This window comes from Shewanella morhuae (assembly GCF_900156405.1).
GTDB lineage: Bacteria > Pseudomonadota > Gammaproteobacteria > Enterobacterales > Shewanellaceae > Shewanella > Shewanella morhuae.
In genome coordinates this window covers 284,273-302,830 of record NZ_FTNN01000002.1, presented here as the reverse complement: position 1 = coordinate 302,830, position 18,558 = coordinate 284,273, and the positions used below count along the sequence as shown (strand labels likewise).

Here is an 18,558-nt window from a genome sequence, read left to right as displayed (position 1 = left end):
TAGTCTACTTCGCGCTAAAGTATCCACCGAGTACAGCTTCGCGGCTGGCGCCTGTCACTGCGGGTAGATTGGCGGGTAAGCCTAAGTGATTACGCATGGCAAGCCACGCAAAGGCAATGCCCTCTACCCATTTAGGATCAACACCAAGGGCTGAGGTTGTATCTAATTGATAACCCGGTAGTAAAACAGCTAAACGCTGCATCAGTTGACCGTTGAACGCGCCACCACCACAAACGAATAATTCCCCTTCTTTAGACAGTTTAAGGATGTCTTGGGCTATGCTGTGGCAAGTTAAATCTAATAATGTCGATTGAATATCTGCTTCATCTAAATGATTAAAGGGCGACAACTGTTGCTCTAACCATGCTTGGTTAAATAACTCTCGGCCTGTGCTTTTCGGGTGAGTTAGTGAGAAATAGGGGTGCGATAATAGATGGGCTAATAGGCTTTGATCTGTTTTACCCGATGCGGCCCATTCACCATTTTGATCGAAGGGCTCACTTTTAACCTGTTGGATCCACGCATCAATTAAGTTATTACCTGGACCGGTATCAAACCCGAGTACCTGCTCATTATTACCGGGTAAATAAGTGATATTGGCTATACCGCCAATATTCAAAATAATACGTTTTTTACCGATTTCAGCAAAAGTCTGCTGGTGAAATGCTGGTACTAAAGGCGCACCTTGGCCACCGAGCGCAATATCTTTTCGGCGAAAATCAGCAATAACATCAATACCGGTTTCGGTCGCAATAGTATTTGGATCGCCAATTTGTAGGGTAAAACCCACTTCGAGGTTTGGCATGTGGCGCACTGTTTGACCGTGACTACCAATCGCAATGATATCTTCTTTAGCAATAGCGCATTTTGCCATTAGGTTATTAACGGCTAGGGCAAATAATTGACCGACGCTGCGATCTATACGCCCGAGACGATTGATTTCATCTGTGCTCGGTAAACATAAACGTTGCAGGCCTTTGAGTAAATGGCTAGGAATGGCCTCCGTATGACTACAAATTAGCTGCGGTTTTATACCTGAAAAATCAACTAATACAGCATCAACACCGTCCATGCTGGTGCCTGACATTAGTCCAATATAATACGCATTTTTCATGTGGAGGAGTCGTCCTTCGTTATTGCATTGCCAATTGCGTTTGCTTGTTTTGCGAAAGTGTTGCCATCAACTGTTTGCTAAGTGTATCGAATTGAGGTTTTTCTTTTCTCGCTATCGATTCTGATTTTGGTAGCGTAATCGTTCTTGGGTTACGGTGTACGCCATTAACGATAAATTCGTAATGTAGATGTGCCCCTGTCACGCGGCCCGTTTTACCTAAAGTACCGATAATTTGCCCTTGCTTGACGCTAGCACCTTTACTCACATTACGTTTAGTCAGATGCAGGTATTTGGTCGTGTAAGTGTTGTTATGCTTAATAAAAACATAGTTACCATTAAATTGATTATAACCCGCCTCAATTACGTTACCACTACCTGCTGCCTTAATCGGCGTGCCAATGGCGGCTACGTAGTCTACGCCGCGATGAGCTTTAACTTGCCCTGTCACAGGATGCAAACGTCTTGGATTAAAGTTGGAGCTGACATATTTGAAATCAACGGGTGAGCGCAAGAAAGCCTTTCGCATGCTAGTACCATTCTCGGAGTAATAGTTTCCGTCGGTATAGCGAATAGCAGTATAGCGTTCATCTTGGTTAATAAATTCTGCGGCTAAGATATTGCCGTTACGTAAAAACTCTCCATCGGCATATTCTTGCTCATAGATTATGGCGAAACTGTCACCCTCACGTAAATCTAAGGCAAAATCGATATCCCAGCCAAATACTGTCGACAATTGCATGATTTGGTTGGCGGTCATACCTGCATCAACGGCAGCACTCCAAAAGTTGCTTTTAATATTCGCACTGGTGAAATGGCTGCGGATTTCGACATCTTTCTCTGAGATTTTTTCGAGGTATTGATCTTGATTTTTAGTGATAACAAGTGTCGAAATGGCATTAACTCGATAACGTACCTCAGTTAAATTACCATTGATATCCTTGGATATCACGATTTCTTCGCCCGGCATGATTTTCAGTAAATTTTGTTTTGCTAAAGGTAACTGGGTAATTTCATACACGTCTTTACTGGTTAAGCCCGCACGATTAAATACTGCCGCTAAGGTATCCCCATTTTTGACGTTAAAATGTTCTACGTCTCTATGATGAGCACTTTCGAGAGACTCTATGGCTTGGTTATTGGACTCACCTGCAGCGAGTGCAGCGGTTGAAGATAGAGGTGTTGCATCTTCTACAGCATTGTTTGTTTGATGTTCAAGTGATTCAGGCCGTTCAGGTGAGCGAAAAGCTAAAGGCACATCATAACGAGTATTGATTTGAGTGTGTTCACCTAGGCTAGCAGTTTGCTTTGAAGCTTGGGCCTCTTCAGCAGGTAGCAGCATAGTTATCATAGTGATAACAGAAAGAATGCTGAGAAGAATTTGATGCTTTTTAGGCAACAATTTAAATAACGTTATAACCTTTGCCATTGACGCCGATACCAATAACCAGAAACTTGAATAATCCCCTTAGTGTACACACTTTCAATTGTGGTGGCTAACAAGTAACATAAGTCTCTTTATTTTATGACCATGGCCTTAGGAGTCCTTGCCGAAATGGCTGATTTAGACCAAGTATTAGCAGAAATTAGACGTGGTACCGATGAGATTTTACTCGAAGCGGATTTGCTCGAAAAACTCAAAGAAGGGCGTCCACTGCGGATTAAATTAGGCGCCGATCCTACGGCTCCGGATATTCACCTTGGACACACAGTAATCTTAAATAAATTAAGGTTATTCCAAGAGTTAGGTCATGAGGTCATTTTCTTGATTGGTGACTTTACCGGTATGGTGGGTGATCCTAGTGGTAAAAATAGCACGCGGCCACCGCTGACACGTGAACAAGTATTAGCCAACGCAGAAACGTATAAAGAACAAGTTTATAAAATTCTCGACCCAGCCAAAACACGCATTGAATTTAATTCTAGTTGGTTAGAGCCATTGGGCGCTGCGGGCATGATCCGCCTTGCTTCTCAGCAAACGGTTGCCCGTATGATGGAGCGTGACGACTTTAAAAAACGTTATGCTTCGGGCCAATCTATTGCGATTCATGAGTTTATGTATCCTTTATTGCAAGGTTATGATTCAGTTGCATTAAAAGCCGATGTTGAGCTAGGTGGCACAGATCAAAAGTTCAACCTGTTGATGGGCCGTGAACTACAAAAAGCAGAAGGTCAAAAACCACAAGCGGTGATCATGATGCCACTGCTCGAAGGTTTAGATGGCGTTAAGAAAATGTCTAAATCGGCATTCAACTATATTGGTGTAAGTGAACCTGCCAACGAAATGTTTGGTAAGTTGATGTCAATTTCGGACGATTTGATGTGGCGCTACTTTGAACTGCTGTCATTCCGTCCATTGGCTGAAATTGAACAGTTTAAGCAAGATGTCGCCAATGGTTCAAACCCACGTGATACTAAAATCATCTTGGCGAAGGAAATCATTACACGTTTTCACGATGCCGCTTCTGCCGAGAGTGCGCATCAAGCTTTTGTTGATCGCGCCAAGGGGATTATCCCCGATGATATTGAAGAACTTGAGTTAGTTGCTGGCGAAGGTCTAGCAATTGCTAATTTACTGAAAGATGCCGACTTAGTCTCGTCGACTTCAGAAGCCATGCGGATGATAAAGCAAGGTGCGGTGAAGATGGATGGCGCCAAGTTGGATGATAGCCGTATGATGCTGTCTGCTGGCACTGTCGCGGTATTCCAAGTCGGTAAACGCAAGTTTGCCAAAGTGACGTTGGTTTAAAATGCTTTAAGTCAGAGTCAATTTAAACTAAACAAATAGCACCCTAGGGTGCTTTTTGTTTTTAAGTTGTTTGTATTCCACAAGATTAAGGCGTTGCATTCATGTCATGCTCGGCAATCTTGCATCTATCCGTGCCAAAATGCTGCCCATCATTGCATTTCCATGCTAATTGCGCCGAGCTTATTTGCCACAGTTTAGCGTCCTGCTTTAAAGAGATAATCAACAGCATCTGCGGATGTTGTTTAGACAACTCACTTATTTGATAAGTTAAGATACTGTCTTTATTGGCCTGAGTACTCACTAAAGTAAATTTGTCGCCTGCGTACTGGTTACTGATTTTACTGGGATCTTCCGTCCACGGTTGATGTTGTTCCTGAGCGACCCGTAATTGTTGGTTAAAATGACTCACTGGCTGAACGGCGTAAGAGACGATGATGGGTTGCAATGCCAATGCTTTAGGTGCCAGTACTAGGCTATTAAGAATGAGTAAAGTAAGTAACCCCAAAAACTTCATATGAACCTCATCGAAACGAACTGACTCAGTCAACCGACCTAAAACATCACACTTAGGTTTTGACTTACTGTTAGTTTCGACCTGTTTTTAGGGGGCAAGTTTCAAAGATGTACAAATTTTATTACTACTGCATAGCTAATTGATCAGACATGGTTTGGTAATCGAGCAGATCCATATGCTCAATCACCCTATGATTGAGCATATCGAGTTTAAGGCTAGTGACGCCTGGAATGGCAATATCAATGATTTTACCTGGTTTACCAAATTGCTCGCCAGGTCCTTTTAAATGGTAGTTACCTATCATTACTACCAAAGAGCCTGCGTTATACATGTGTTCTATATTGAAATTATACTCGAGCACCCCCTCATGGGCGCGTTCGAGAAAGTCGATAATGAAGCGGTCGCCGGTGTATTTTCGGTTAGCGGTTTTGTCAAAAAAAACACTGTCACGATTATAGAATTTTCGTAGCGTCTTGTAGTCGTGCTCAGTGAGTGCATTCATGTACTTTACTGCTAACAGCTGTTCTTGTGGCATTTCACCTGTGTTGGCATGCGCCAATGTAGGATTGAAGGCTAATCCAAAAATAAGACTCAAAATAAAACCCAATATTCGCAAACTATTCCCTCTTGGTTTTGAGATCAAACGCCGGTAATGATAGATGCCATTTAATCGCGCTTAAACGGATAATTAAGATGCTGGTCATTGCTAAAAATAGCGCCGTTTTTTCGCCCATACCGTAGGCTAAACTGACGGTATAGCCGATACCACCTACAATAGAAGCTGTGGCATAGATTTCTGTACGTAATACCATCGGGATTTGTTTACACAGTACGTCTCGAATAATGCCTCCTCCCACGCCTGTGATCAAGCCCATAACGACAGCAATCATGCCACTTAAGCCCATACTGAAGGCTTTTTCTGCACCTATTACCGTAAACAGAGCTAATCCAAAGGCATCGGCAACCGGTAAAATATACTCTGGTACCTTACGGGGACGACGTACTAATAATAAACAGGCGAGTACTGTTGCAAGGATCACTATGATGTAATTAGGATCGCGGATCCAAAAAACGGGCGTAGCGCCAATTAAGGCGTCACGGATACTGCCGCCGCCAACGGCGGTAACTGAGGCGAGTACAATAACGCCAAAAGGATCCATTTTATGACGCCCAGCAGCTAGCGCACCAGATAAAGCAAATACTGCAGTACCACATAAATCAAAAAAATAAATCCACTGATTCATTTACTCATCTCTTTGATATGGATATTGAGAGCATCAACGGAGATGCGAATTTCAATTACAGATAAAATCAGTGAATAGAGCAGTAACAACAAGCTAGCACCAAAAATCACTGAACCGGTTTTATTGAAGCCGATATAGATAAATATCATACACAATACGCACAGGGCGAAGCTTGATACTCCCGCCTCTTGCATGCGGCGAATAATAGTGATGCGTTGGCTCAGGTTTTTAAGTTGATCTTTATGCACCGGCTTATCACCATGACTTAAGTTTCGAATTAGTGCTGCTAAAGCAAAAAAACGGTTGGTATAAGCAAGCAATAGCAATGAGATCGCGGGAAATAACAACGCCGGCGTTGTTAGTGAAACATGCATACTTTCGAGCACAATAACCGCCTTTATCTAGTGCTAACAGAGGGCTAGATCATATCACAAGCTATGTAACCAACGTAAACTTGCCCATAACACGGGGAGTAGAATAATAAAGCTAAACCAGATGGCGCAGGCGCGCGTGGTTAGCTTAATAGCTGGCGCGATGGCATCACTATTTGGCTGCTGACCATAGCGGAATTTATCCACATTGATACGTATGCCAGCAAATTTTTGTGGTCCACCAAGTTCTATTCTTAAAATATTGGCAACGATATTCACACAGAGAATATCGCTTCGAATCGTGGGATGATTTTTCGGCGCAGTAAACAGCTTAGTTAACGCGCTAGGGCCGCCTTGAATGGCGAGTGATAAACCCCAGAGCCAAGCGGGGATTGCTAATAAGATAGTTGATAAGCTATTTATTGTACTGCAAAAGTGTTGATACTTTGGCTGAATAGGCGGCCAGCTCAATTCGAGCTGTTTCAGCATACGCACGGCCAGTACTAGCGGTGCCCCGGCGATAGCAAAAAAGAAAATCGTCGCAGCAATGCCATAAATGGGTGCAGTAGCTAGTTTTTCTATGGTGGCCTTGGCTAGGCCAACTTCCGATAAACTATCGGTATCGCGCACTACCCAAGGCTGTAAAAGCGTTTTGGCGCGGGTATTGTCTCCACGCTTTAAGGCTTTAGCGATTTCATCGGCTATTTGGCTAAATCCTGCATCAGCTAAGCACAGGTAAAGGACTAAGAACTCAAAGAACCATGGGAACTCGGCTAATTCGAGCAAAAAGGTAATGATGGCCCAAAATGGAAATACTAACAGCAACATCGCTAAAAAACCTGCTATAGCTTGTTGCCTTGGTGAACGCTCGGGACGATTTACTTTAACCGCGAGTTGTTCTGCTAAATGGCTAAACCAAATAAGCGGTTGTATTTCCCGTGGTAATGGTGCTAAACGTGCCAATAATAAAGCAAAAAAAAGTACCAAAAAACCTGTAAACAAAGTGCCATCGTTCACGACAAGTTGTTGATAAAATGAGGAATGCATTTGATACTTTTCCGCTTAAGTGATTATTTTACTGAGCTGGAGTTAATTGCTCAAGCAGTAACATCACCATCAGTGCTGAGTGATAACCAGCTTTGACAATATAAGAGTCAAAATCAACTGGTGAGTCATTATTGGCGTTATCTGATAATGAACGGATCACTACAAATGGCACTCCAAATTGATGACAAACTTGGGCAATTGCAGCGCCTTCCATTTCACAGGCGGCCATAGTCGGGAAGTTTTTTAGCATAGTTTGAGTGCGAACAGGATCGCAAATAAAGCTATCACCCGTACAAATCAATCCTTCAATCGCTTTAACTTCACCTAATTGAGCTATCGCCTTATTGGCAGCTTCAACTAAATGAGCCGCAGGAATAAACGCGGCAGGCTGCTGCGCCATTTGGCCAATTTCATAACCAAAAGCGGTGACATCTACATCGTGATGACGTACTTCGGAAGAAATGACGATATCGCCAATCGCTAAGGTATCGACAAAACCACCGGCAGAGCCTGTGTTGATCACCGCATCTGGCGCGTATTTTTCAATAAGCAGCGTTGTTGCGATACTGGCGGCAACTTTACCTATACCAGAGCGCGTCACGACAACGTCTTTACCCGCGAGAGTACCTGCAATAAATTCAATACCTGCAATAGTTTGCGATGTTGCATTTGTCATAGCGGCAATTAAATGAGCAACTTCTGGCTCCATTGCACCAATAATTCCAATTTTCATGGGAGACCTTTTTTATTCAACACGTAAGAGTGGGACACAATAATACTGGCTAATATACCACACAGTTTTGTGCAGTCGTTATGGCGTGATTTGGATTGCGTGATTTGGTTGATAATGGGGGGTAAAAAACGCGCATCCTAAGATGCGCGGGGTTAAAGCGCTAACGGTAAATGGATAGCGGCAAAATGGTTTTACAGCTAAAAAACATCTAAATTTTAAACAAACACCTTAGTGCTCAACGAAGCAAGTCAGTGCTTAGTCTAAGTAGTTCAAAATACCTTGGGCGGCATCGCGACCTTCGGCAATGGCGGTCACCACTAAGTCAGATCCGCGCACCATATCACCACCAGCAAACACTTTTAGATTAGTGGTTTGGAATGGATTGTCGGTTAACTTATCTGCTTTAACTCGGCCCCATTGATCAAGTTCGATACCATGGTCGGCAAACCAAGGCGCTGGGCTAGGTTGAAAACCAAAGGCGATAATAATCGCATCTGCCTCAAGTAACTGCTCGCTACCTGCAATAGCCTGTGCAGATTGGCGACCACTTGCATCGGCTTTGCCCATGGCTGTTTCGATACACTCAATGCCAACAACCTTGCCATCTTGGGTTTTAATTGCCACAGGTTGGCGGTTAAACAGGAAATTAACGCCTTCTTCGCGCGCATTTTGCACTTCGCGGCGTGAGCCCGGCATATTGACCTCATCACGGCGGTAAGCACACACTACGCTGCTAGCACCTTGGCGTATTGCGGTGCGCACGCAATCCATCGCAGTATCACCGCCGCCTAATACCACTACACGTTTACCTTCAAGGTTCAGGTAGGGCGTTTCAGCATTTTGTGTGCCCATTAAATGATGAGTATTACCCACTAAATAGGGCAGAGCTTGATATACGCCTTGGGCATCTTCGCCCTCAAGGTTGGCTTTCATGGCGGTGTAAGTACCCATGCCAAGGAAAACCGCATCGTATTCTTCAAGCAGCTGTGTAAATGGGATGTCTTTGCCCACAGTGACACCGAGTTTGAACTCAATACCCATACCTTCTAACACACTACGACGGGTTGCCATAACGGCCTTATCGAGTTTAAAAGAGGGAATGCCGTAGGTGAGTAGGCCACCAATTTGTGGATATTTATCAAAGACCACCGCTTTAACGCCATTACGGGACAGAATATCCGCGCAGCCTAAGCCTGCAGGGCCCGCACCCACAATCGCCACCCGTTCAGGGCGCGGCGTTACCTTACTCATGTCGGGGCGCCAGCCTTGGGCGATAGCGGTATCAGTAATGTATTTTTCGACATTACCGATAGTGACAGCGCCAAAGTCATCATTGAGAGTACAAGCGCCTTCACAGAGTCTATCTTGCGGACAAACGCGGCCACAAATTTCGGGCAGAGTATTCGTCTCATGCACTAAATCTGCCGCTTCCATGATGCGGCCTTGCTCGGCCAGCTTGAGCCAGTTGGGGATATAATTGTGTAGTGGGCATTTCCATTCACAATAGGGATTACCACAATCTAAACAACGGTCTGCTTGCTCAGCGACTTGAGCCTGAACAAACGGCTGATAAATCTCAATAAATTGAGTTGCACGTTTTGCCGCAGGGTGTTTGATGGGGTCTTTACGGCCCACTTCGATAAATTGAAAATCGTTACTCATACGCCATTACCCCGCCTTGACAACTAATTCTGGACTCGATTTTTCTAATTTCAGTAAATCGGCCACAGCAATGTTTTTAGGTTTTATTAATACAAAACAATCTAACCAGTTATCAAAATCACTTAAGATCATCTTGGCATGTTCACTACCCGTCTCAGCCACGTGGGCTTCAATCAGGCCTTTTAAATGTTGTTGATGAATAGTGGACTCAAGTTTTTGCGTATCGACTAATTCATTATTCACACGGCGATGAAAACGGCCGAATTGATCGAACACATAGGCAAAGCCGCCCGTCATACCCGCGCCAAAATTTACTCCGGTTTTACCAAGGACGACCACAATGCCGCTGGTCATGTATTCACAACCGTTATCACCTAAGCCTTCAACTACCGCTATCGCACCTGAGTTACGTACGGCAAAACGCTCGCCCGCTTGACCTGCAGCAAAGAACTTGCCGCCAGTCGCGCCGTAAAGACAAGTGTTACCGACAATGGCACTGCGCTCACTCTGGAACGGGCTGCCAATCGGAGGATAAATGACGATTTGACCGCCAGACATACCTTTACCGACATAGTCGTTGGCATCACCACAGAGTTTTAGCTCAAGACCCGGGCTATTCCATACACCAAAGCTTTGGCCAGCACTGCCGTTAAAGTTCAGTTTTACCGGTGCTTTAGTGCCTTTTACGCCGAGGGTGCGTGCGATATAGCCTGACAAGGTCGCGCCCACTGAGCGGTCAGTGTTGTTAATGCTGTAAGTTGCATCAAAACCCTCACCGTTATCGACAGCGCTTTTGCACTCATTTAGTAGGTGTTGGTTTAGTCGGCCTAAATCCGCTGGTGGATTGGTTTCTTGCCACGTGCGTGACGAAGTTGCAGGGACTTTGGGTTGATATAAAATTGGCGACAAATCTAAGCCTTGCTGCTTTGTGGTTTTACCTTCTAAGGCATATAACCATTCGCTGCGGCCGACTAAATCTTCAAATTTGCTCACTCCTAAGGTTGCCATCCATTGACGCACTTCTTCTGCGATAAACTCAAAGTAAGTCATCACTCGCTCTGGCAGGCCGTGGTAATGGTTGTCGCGCAGATTTTTATCTTGCGTTGCCACGCCAGTGGCGCAGTTGTTCAGGTGACAAATACGTAGGTATTTACAGCCAAGTGCGATCATAGGCACAGTACCAAAACCAAAACTCTCTGCCCCTAAGAGCGCCGCTTTAATCACATCGGTACCGGTTTTTAAACCGCCATCGACCTGCAAACGAATTTTATGGCGCAGGCCGTTCTCTACTAGTGATTGATGCACTTCCGCTAAACCCAGCTCCCAAGGACTGCCCGCATACTTGACTGAGGTGATTGGGCTGGCGCCTGTGCCGCCGTCGTAACCTGAAATCGTGATCATATCCGCATAGGCTTTAGCCACACCGGTCGCGATAGTGCCGACACCGGGTTCTGATACCAGTTTGACTGAAATCAGTGCCTTAGTATTGATTTGCTTCAAGTCGAAAATAAGCTGGGCTAAATCTTCGATAGAGTAAATATCGTGGTGCGGCGGCGGTGAAATTAAGGTGACACCCGGGCGCGCATGTCGCAGTCCGGCGATTTCCACACTTACTTTATGACCCGGTAACTGACCACCTTCACCAGGTTTTGCCCCCTGGGCGACTTTGATTTGCAACACATCGGCATTAACTAAGTAGTGCGCCGTAACGCCAAAGCGCGCCGAGGCAATCTGCTTAATGGCAGAGTTGCGCTCAGTATTAAAGCGGCGTGCATCTTCACCGCCTTCACCTGAGTTAGAGCGGCCGCCTAAACGGTTCATGGCAATTGCCAGAGCTTCATGGGCTTCGGGGCTGAGGGCACCGATACTCATGGCTGCACTGTCAAAACGTTGATACAAGCCTGCAGCGCCTTCGACGTTAGCGACATCAATCGATGCTTCTACACCCTTGATGCCGATTAAGTCACGTAGCGTAGCCACTGGGCGATTATCGACGAGCTCGGTAAATTTTTTGTAGGTGGCAAAGTTTTTGTCAATCAATGATGCCTGTAATGTGTTAACCACATCGGGGTTAAAGCAATGATACTCACCGCCCTCAACATATTTCAGCAGGCCACCTTGCGGCAATGGCACATGGGCGCGGTAGGCCGCTTTGTGCAAAATGGCTTGATCTTGGGCTATATCAGCAAATCCAGCACCTTCAATGCGGCTGATCACGCCTTTAAAGCACAATTCAATGACGTCGCTGGCGATACCGATAGCTTCAAACTGTTGACTACAACGGTAGGAACCGACCGTGCTGATGCCCATTTTTGACATGATTTTACGCAGGCCTTTTTCGATGCCATAACGAAAATTTAGCATCAGTGCTGTGGTGTCAGTTAACTGATGGCGTTTGGCCAACTCAGAAATTGATTCATACACAAGATATGGATAAATCGCCGTAGCACCAAAGCCCAGTAATACGGCAAAGTGGTGTGGATCTCGCGCCGATGCGGTTTCAACTATGATGTTGGTATCGCAGCGCAGGCTTTTATTCACCAGCATTTGTTGCACCGAACCGACCGCCATTGCTGCAGGTATCACTTGCGCTGTTTTAGCAATTGCTCTGTCCGATAGTATAAGCAAAGTGGTACCGCTACGGGCTAAGCGCTCAGCTTCAGCAGTAATGCGGTGAATGGCGCTTTCTAAGCCTTCTTGTTGTTCGTAATTTAAATCCACAATATTGGCACGATAGTAAGTGCTATCTAATCCTAATAACTGATTAAAATCACTGAATAATAAAATAGGCGAGTTGAACATCACGCGATAAGCGTGGCCCGTTGTTTCATTAAACAGGTTCTGCTCACGGCCAATACAAGTGGTCAACGACATCACGTGTTTTTCACGTAAGGGGTCGATCGGGGGGTTAGTCACTTGAGCAAATTTTTGCCTGAAATAGTCATATAGTGAACGTGATTTTTTCGACAACACCGCCATAGGCGTATCGTCGCCCATAGAGCCCGTGGCTTCTTCGCCTTGTTTGGCGATGACCCAAATAACGTGTTCTAACTCTTCGCGGGTATAGCCAAAGAGTTTTTGATATTGCAACAAGAGTTCAGGGGTAAACTCGCCTGCACCATGTTGCTCTGAGGCCAAGTCTTCGGCGGGCGTTAAAGTTTGGCTGTTTTTTGCCATCCATTCTTTATAGGGGTGGCGACGTTTAAGGTCGTTATCAATCTCAAAGGATTGGTATAAGCGGCCGTTTAAGGTATCTAATACCAGTAGTTCACCTGGGCCAACGCGGCCTTTTTCAATGACTTCATCGGCGGAGTAATCCCAAATACCGACTTCGGAGGCTAAGGTCAAAATACGATCTTTAGTGATCACATAACGTGATGGACGCAAACCATTACGGTCAACGGCGCAAGCGGCATGGCGACCATTGGTCATTACAATACCAGCTGGGCCATCCCAGGGCTCCATGTGCATAGAGTTAAAGTCGTAAAAGGCTTTTAATTCATCATCCATTTCTGGATTACTTTGCCAAGCAGGCGGGATCAATAAACGCATGGCACGGTATAAATCCATACCACCAGATAACAACATTTCTAGCATGTTATCTAAAGAGGAAGAGTCTGAGCCTGTTTCATTCACAAAGGGCGCTGCTTGCTGCAAATCAGGTAATAGGGGGGAATTAAATTTATAGGCACGGGCGCGGGCCCATTGACGGTTACCCGTAATCGTATTGATTTCACCGTTATGGGCTAAATATCTAAACGGCTGAGCTAATGGCCATTTAGGAGAAGTATTGGTTGAGAAGCGTTGATGGAATAGACAAATAGAGCTTTTTAAACGAATGTCAGCGAGATCAGGATAAAATGCGGGTAAGTCTACTGGCATCATCAAGCCTTTATAGACAATTACTTGGCCAGATAAACTCGCGACATAGAAGTCATTGTCATCGATGATTTGTTGTTCTAAGCGACGACGAGCCATATAAAGACGGCGTTCTAAGTCTTTTTCACGCCAGCCGATTGGCGCGTTGATCAGTACTTGATAAATCTGCGGCAAGCTAGCTTTACCTATTTCGCCTAACACATCGGCATTGATAGGCACTTTGCGCCAGCCGGCAATGCTTAATGTTTCACGCTCAAGCTCACGCTCAAGTAGATGCTTAGCTTGTTCAGCTAGTTCATCATTTTGACTTAAAAACAGCATGCCTACGGCAAATTTACGACTCAAATGCCAATCATTTTCTGCGGCAATCGCTTCAAAAAACTGTACGGGTAATTGCATTAATAAACCACAGCCGTCGCCAGTGCGACCGTCGGAGGCAATGCCGCCACGGTGCTTCATGCGATCGAGTCCATGAATAGCCGTGCGCACAATACGATGGCTGGCTTCGCCATCCATCTGCGCTATCAACCCAAAACCACAATTGTCCCGCTCAAAACTGGGATGATATAAGCTCATACAAAAAAACCCCCTAGACCTCAACTAATTACGACTCGGGCAAAAGTGTAATACTTTCTATGGATATGCACCCGATTACTCAAATTATCCTGAGATTCATCAAAGGTCAAACCAAAATTTTGCATAAAAAACGATGTTTCTTCACATTTTATACATAAAGCATAATTGCATTACGTTGACGTAAAGTGTGATTGGTGCTATGTAACGATATGAATAATAAGAGTTTTATAAGTAATTTAACTATTGGGGCATGAAAGAAACTCAGTGATGAATTATTTTTCATGTAGATAAAGTTATTTTTCATCAACAACTGATTGGGTAAAAATCTATGATTATTGAATTTTAATGCATGCTTGCGTGGGCGGAACTCGGTAGCTGATTACTCTATCTGAATGAACATCCATTTATGAAAATAAAATTATGCGTAATATGAGGGCATGACTTAGTGTAAATAAACCATTATCCATTTGTTTATTAGTAACTTTTTTATTCAGCGTATTAATGTTGTGCTTATCTATTAGTCATTTCATCTTGGTTGTTGTTAATGTTCTGATATGAAATTAGCTTGGTCTTTTGATGGGACTTAATGCATACATAAATGTCTTTAGCTGTTTGTAAGGCGTGATAGGACACTCAGCTTTAAAAGTACATTGATTGCTGTAATTGTCTCATAGGCGATGAGTGTGTTTATCGCTGGTTTGGATTAGTGGCGATTGTGCATAATTAGCTGCTTTATTGTGGGCAAGGCCGGTATTAATATCGCGAAAGAGGCTTTAGCATTTTTCTAAAACCTACTGTTATAGCTCTTATTTTATGGGCAGAATTTGTCAGTGACGAGTGACTATTCTGTTAAATACAGCGCTTATTGGAGCTAGAATATCGCTATAAGTTGCACAGTCAATTTTAGTGAGTATTATGTGGTAAATTCTTTTTAAGCATTGAACCACTTAAGGGAGGCCTCATGGCCACAGTTGAATTAGAAGCAATACTCGATCTCAATACTCTCGAACAATACTGCAGCGCGATTGGTGCCGGTACTTTGCTCAAGAGTGTGGTGCTATTTGAGCAGCTCATGCCTGAATATGTGGGAAATCTAGTGAAAGCTAACGAGGCTGCAGACAAAGAGACTTTATGTTCAGAAGCGCATAAATTTAAAGGTGCGGCGGGTTCGGTGGGCTTAAAACGTATTCAGCAAATTGCTCAGCTATTACAACATGGCGAAGAGCCACAATGGGATGCTGAACATGGCACTTGGGTTGCGCAAATTGTTGAGCATGCGAGCGCTGATTTACAACAGCTAAAACTTTTTTTGCAGGCTAAAGCATAAATTAGATTATGCGTAGGGCGCCGCAATTACATGAATGGTTGCGCCCTAATCCTGGATGTTAGTTATCCTATATTCTTTTCTTAATCTGCTTAATCTTACCTCGTTGTTATTTTCTCCTGTTTTGTCTGCAATTACGCCCGAATTGAATATCGATTTAGGTCACATTCTTGATATTTTATGTCACGTTATCATTAATCAGTTATGCTACAGTAAGATTGATTTATTAATTCATAACCTTAATGGCAATCGAGAAAATGAAAAGTTTACCTAGTTTAAAAAATTTATTTTATTTGGTGAATCTCTATCAAGAGCAAAATTTTAACCGCGCCGCCAAGGTGTGTTTTGTGAGTCAGTCAACGCTCTCAAGTGGGATCCAAAATTTAGAGGAGCAATTAGGCCATCAGTTGATTGAGCGAGACCATAAGTCTTTTATGTTTACTGCAATAGGTGAGGAAGTGGTGCAACGCGCCCGGAAGATTCTCACCGATGTCGATGATTTGGTTGAATTGGTTAAAAACCAAGGCGAGCCAATGACGGGCGATATACGCTTAGGTTGTATCCCAACGATTGCCCCTTTTCTATTGAGCCGCGTGATCCGTGAGTGTCAGCAGTCCTATCCTGCGATGAGTTTATTATTGAAGGAAGACACCACTGAACGTTTGTTAGAGGCTTTGGGAAAAGGCGAGCTGGATCTATTGATTCTGGCTTTACCGGTAGACACCAGCGGTTATCACAGCATGAAAGTCGGTATCGACCCTTTTAAAATGGTGATCCACAAAGATTTAGCCGGAAATATCCATCAACCAATTGATTATCATGCACTGCCCGATGAAAGTATTTTTTTACTGCAAAGTGAGCATTGCATTACGGGCCATGCGATTACAGCGTGTCAGTTAGGCGACAGTGCAAAAGTGAATCCGTTTGCCGCCACCAGTCTGTATACGTTAGTACAGATGGTGAACAGTAAACTAGGTACTACATTCTTACCGCAAATGGCGATTGATGCGGGTATTTTAAATGATACGGATTTGGTAGTGATGACGCCGCCAGGTGAAGCGCCTTATCGTGATATCGGCCTTGTTTGGCGCCAAACAACCAGTCGGATTTTAACCTTCCGTACTTTAGGTTTGATGATCCAAAAGTTGCTTACTAAAGACACTGAATAACGCTGATGACCAAATAATGTTATAGCGATTATTAGGCATTATTTAAAGCGGGGAAACGCCAAACACTTCGATTGAGTGTTGTTTCCCTTTTAATTTGACTGGGCCTAAGTTGGATAGATGATACGCAGTATTAGGGTTATCTAAACGTCCGGCCAATGCACCTGAAATCAACATGCGTTGCCCCAGTGGATTACACTGATCTTGCAGCCTAGCAAGGGTGTTAATCACATCACTAAAGAAACTAATTTCTTGTTTTTGCACCCCAACTACTGCTGCGACAACTTGTCCACAATGTGCCGCGGCTTTAAATTTAGGTACAAAACCGTAGTGTTTTTCAAAATAATGCCTTTGCCAATTGAGCTGCTGGCTGAATTCAAAATAGATGTTCATACAGCGGTCGTGCACAATCCCTTCTTCTAATGGCCAATGAATCAGTACCGCATCGCCCATATAGCGATAAATTTCAGCTTCGTTATTAGTGACGGTATCCGACAGTAAGCTAAAGCTGTCCTGGATTAAGCGGCTAAAACGATAATCGCCTAATGATTCAGCATGAGTGGTTGAGGCAACCATGTCTAAATATAGGAATAATCGCTGTTCATATCTGGGTTTGTGATATTTACCTAGGCCAATGTTGAGTAGGATACGTGGCCCAACTAGCAGCGCCATTTGTTCGACGAAGGCTAAACCAACGCGTACAACCACCAGATAAACAATTAATGCTTGAAATGAAGGACTGTAGAGTATGTGGGTTGTTAACATTTGCCTGAGCGTTGACATGTGGTTTTCGATAGCCCACATATTTAAAAACTGAGTCATGTAAGCTAATGTCGTTGCGCCAAGGAATAAAAATAGCCCTTTAAAAATGACAGAGAACATATAAGGGAGTCGATTTATGGCACTGAAATCAGCGATGACGTTTGACATCCAATGTAGGCTGCCAAAAATTATTCCCATATAAATAGCCAGTGTAGCAAGATCAGCAGAGCCTACCGCCCATTGGGGTAAGTCTGGTGATTGGGCATATCGAAAAAACACGAATGCAGCCATGGCTATCGCCCAAGCTAAAATCGCAAAAAGGAGTTTTTTCGCTTGTCTACGTGCTCTCACTGCTTGATGGGTATCCGAATACGGCTGTGATTTCAGGATGCCGTAGTTTATAGAAAAGTGTCACCTAAGTGCCAGTGATATTTGTGATCTGGATCAATCCAAGTCTATATCGTTGCTTAAAGTTAACCAAAAACGCGATTAAGTATGCTGGCAGTGAAGTTTTTCTTTAAATAAAAGCCTCTAGGATTAGTCATTTTTAGACTGCCATCTGCAGCGATACTCTGCGTTAGGGCCTTACTATTTGCTGCTTTGGGGCGTAATTGCAGCACTTCACCGTGGCGTGCAGTCACTTTATCGACTTTACCCAGAGCGATAAGCTCCATGATTTCCTCCCAATCTTGTTGTAATAATTGTAACTCATGGGGCGTGGGTTCCCACAATATTGGGGTACCAATACGGCGTTCGCCCACGGGAATACACCGCTCACCTTCTATTGGCACCCACAGTACGCGTTGTAGCTTGTGGCAGACTAAGCTGTTTTGCCAAGTTAAGCCTTGGATATTATGCAACGGCGCCACGCACACATAAGTGGTTTCTAGTGGATGCCCCCGCGAATCAATCGGGATAGTTTTAAGCTCGACGCCTAAGTGCAGAAAGTCTTGCTCGGGTTTAGAGCCTGCAATTGCCCCCAGTTCCATTTCAATTAACTGACCGACCCAACCTTTATCGCGTTTAAGATCTTTGGGAACAGACAAACCTCTTTGAGCGGCAATGTGCGCCAAATTTACGCCAGCCATTAAATAGGCGCGTTCAAGTAATTCAGGGAGATTTTCGGGAGGAATGATTTTATTCATGGTTGGATTTTACTTAAAAATAACCACTTAGCAATGGTGGTCGAAATGTGAGCAGTGATATTCAAGTGAACTTACTCTGTTTTTTTTTATTCTAAGTAACTGATTTTAAAATTCATATGTGAGTTAATTCCCATTTTGTGAAAAAGTGTTCAAAGTTACTCTCTGCTTTCCCTTGTGTTCCCCACATACTTATCCACAGATATTTGGGATAAGTTGATAAATTAGTTTGCTTAACCTAATGAAATCGCCACGTCAATGCTAAAAACAGTGTTTAT

The 18,558-nt window shown here is 44.0% G+C and carries 15 protein-coding genes; 3 read left to right on the top strand and 12 right to left on the bottom strand.

The genetic code is table 11. From position 1 onward, the window contains the following. Positions 1-4 precede the first annotated feature (4 nt). Positions 5-1,114 carry an anhydro-N-acetylmuramic acid kinase gene (locus tag BW947_RS03670; protein WP_076496967.1) on the bottom strand — a complete coding sequence of 370 codons (1,110 nt, stop codon included), beginning with the start codon at positions 1,112-1,114 and terminating at the stop codon, positions 5-7. 19 nt (positions 1,115-1,133) lie between these two features. Next, on the bottom strand, positions 1,134-2,540 hold the full coding sequence (locus BW947_RS03665) for a peptidoglycan DD-metalloendopeptidase family protein (protein WP_076496966.1): 1,407 nt from the start codon (positions 2,538-2,540) through the stop codon (positions 1,134-1,136). A gap of 126 nt (positions 2,541-2,666) precedes the next feature. On the opposite strand from BW947_RS03665, the gene tyrS reads away from it, so the two are divergent. Further along, a complete protein-coding gene (gene tyrS, locus BW947_RS03660) occupies positions 2,667-3,860 on the top strand; it encodes a tyrosine--tRNA ligase (protein WP_076496965.1) in 1,194 nt (397 codons plus the stop codon). Positions 3,861-3,945: 85 nt separating this feature from the next. On the opposite strand, the gene BW947_RS03655 is transcribed toward tyrS, so the two are convergent. The 8 genes from BW947_RS03655 to gltB form a co-directional block, all read right to left on the bottom strand. Beyond that, a complete protein-coding gene (locus tag BW947_RS03655; RefSeq protein ID WP_076496964.1) occupies positions 3,946-4,374 on the bottom strand; it encodes a hypothetical protein in 429 nt (142 codons plus the stop codon). Between the two features lie 124 nt (positions 4,375-4,498). After that, the gene (locus tag BW947_RS03650; RefSeq protein WP_076496963.1) at positions 4,499-4,990 is read right to left on the bottom strand and encodes a nuclear transport factor 2 family protein; all 492 of its coding nucleotides are present in this window, start codon (positions 4,988-4,990) and stop codon (positions 4,499-4,501) included. A gap of 1 nt (position 4,991) precedes the next feature. Then, positions 4,992-5,618, bottom strand: a complete 627-nt coding sequence (locus tag BW947_RS03645; RefSeq protein ID WP_076496962.1) for a trimeric intracellular cation channel family protein — start codon at positions 5,616-5,618, stop codon at positions 4,992-4,994. Further along, a complete protein-coding gene (locus tag BW947_RS03640; RefSeq protein ID WP_076497074.1) occupies positions 5,615-5,992 on the bottom strand; it encodes a DUF2721 domain-containing protein in 378 nt (125 codons plus the stop codon). Before BW947_RS03640 ends, BW947_RS03645 begins: the two co-directional genes overlap by 4 nt. Before the next feature lie 54 nt (positions 5,993-6,046). Next, complete coding sequence (locus BW947_RS03635) at positions 6,047-7,036, bottom strand: cobalamin biosynthesis protein CobD/CbiB (RefSeq protein WP_076496961.1); 990 nt, start codon at positions 7,034-7,036, stop codon at positions 6,047-6,049. Between the two features lie 28 nt (positions 7,037-7,064). Beyond that, positions 7,065-7,769 carry a 5'-methylthioadenosine/adenosylhomocysteine nucleosidase gene (locus BW947_RS03630; RefSeq protein ID WP_076496960.1) on the bottom strand — a complete coding sequence of 235 codons (705 nt, stop codon included), beginning with the start codon at positions 7,767-7,769 and terminating at the stop codon, positions 7,065-7,067. Positions 7,770-8,024: 255 nt separating this feature from the next. After that, positions 8,025-9,431, bottom strand: a complete 1,407-nt coding sequence (locus tag BW947_RS03625; protein ID WP_076496959.1) for an FAD-dependent oxidoreductase — start codon at positions 9,429-9,431, stop codon at positions 8,025-8,027. 6 nt (positions 9,432-9,437) lie between these two features. After that, a complete protein-coding gene (gene gltB, locus BW947_RS03620) occupies positions 9,438-13,886 on the bottom strand; it encodes a glutamate synthase large subunit (RefSeq protein ID WP_076496958.1) in 4,449 nt (1,482 codons plus the stop codon). Between the two features lie 961 nt (positions 13,887-14,847). On the opposite strand from gltB, the gene BW947_RS03615 reads away from it, so the two are divergent. Then, the gene (locus BW947_RS03615) at positions 14,848-15,213 is read left to right on the top strand and encodes an Hpt domain-containing protein (RefSeq protein ID WP_076496957.1); all 366 of its coding nucleotides are present in this window, start codon (positions 14,848-14,850) and stop codon (positions 15,211-15,213) included. Between the two features lie 254 nt (positions 15,214-15,467). Beyond that, positions 15,468-16,379, top strand: coding sequence for a hydrogen peroxide-inducible genes transcriptional activator OxyR (gene oxyR, locus BW947_RS03610; RefSeq protein WP_143562193.1), 912 nt, complete (start codon positions 15,468-15,470; stop codon positions 16,377-16,379). A gap of 42 nt (positions 16,380-16,421) precedes the next feature. Here the strand turns inward: oxyR and BW947_RS03605 are convergent, their stop codons facing one another. Continuing rightward, positions 16,422-17,489 (bottom strand): adenylate/guanylate cyclase domain-containing protein, encoded by a 1,068-nt coding sequence (locus BW947_RS03605; protein WP_076496955.1) that lies wholly within the window; start codon positions 17,487-17,489, stop codon positions 16,422-16,424. Between the two features lie 122 nt (positions 17,490-17,611). Then, a complete protein-coding gene (gene mutH, locus BW947_RS03600) occupies positions 17,612-18,283 on the bottom strand; it encodes a DNA mismatch repair endonuclease MutH (RefSeq protein ID WP_076496954.1) in 672 nt (223 codons plus the stop codon). Positions 18,284-18,558: the final 275 nt, after the last annotated feature.

Bases quoted from the DNA above. Each gene is read 5' to 3' on its own strand.
- BW947_RS03645 (WP_076496962.1), bottom strand. From the start codon at position 5,618: ATGAATCAGTGGATTTATTTTTTTGATTTATGTGGTACTGCAGTATTT.
- oxyR (WP_143562193.1), top strand. From the start codon at position 15,468: ATGAAAAGTTTACCTAGTTTAAAAAATTTATTTTATTTGGTGAATCTC.
- BW947_RS03615 (WP_076496957.1), top strand. From the start codon at position 14,848: ATGGCCACAGTTGAATTAGAAGCAATACTCGATCTCAATACTCTCGAA.
- BW947_RS03670 (WP_076496967.1), bottom strand. From the start codon at position 1,114: ATGAAAAATGCGTATTATATTGGACTAATGTCAGGCACCAGCATGGAC.
- mutH (WP_076496954.1), bottom strand. From the start codon at position 18,283: ATGAATAAAATCATTCCTCCCGAAAATCTCCCTGAATTACTTGAACGC.
- BW947_RS03665 (WP_076496966.1), bottom strand. From the start codon at position 2,540: ATGGCAAAGGTTATAACGTTATTTAAATTGTTGCCTAAAAAGCATCAA.
- BW947_RS03625 (WP_076496959.1), bottom strand. From the start codon at position 9,431: ATGAGTAACGATTTTCAATTTATCGAAGTGGGCCGTAAAGACCCCATC.
- tyrS (WP_076496965.1), top strand. From the start codon at position 2,667: ATGGCTGATTTAGACCAAGTATTAGCAGAAATTAGACGTGGTACCGAT.
- BW947_RS03630 (WP_076496960.1), bottom strand. From the start codon at position 7,769: ATGAAAATTGGAATTATTGGTGCAATGGAGCCAGAAGTTGCTCATTTA.
- BW947_RS03640 (WP_076497074.1), bottom strand. From the start codon at position 5,992: ATGCATGTTTCACTAACAACGCCGGCGTTGTTATTTCCCGCGATCTCA.
- BW947_RS03635 (WP_076496961.1), bottom strand. From the start codon at position 7,036: ATGCATTCCTCATTTTATCAACAACTTGTCGTGAACGATGGCACTTTG.
- gltB (WP_076496958.1), bottom strand. From the start codon at position 13,886: ATGAGCTTATATCATCCCAGTTTTGAGCGGGACAATTGTGGTTTTGGG.
- BW947_RS03655 (WP_076496964.1), bottom strand. From the start codon at position 4,374: ATGAAGTTTTTGGGGTTACTTACTTTACTCATTCTTAATAGCCTAGTA.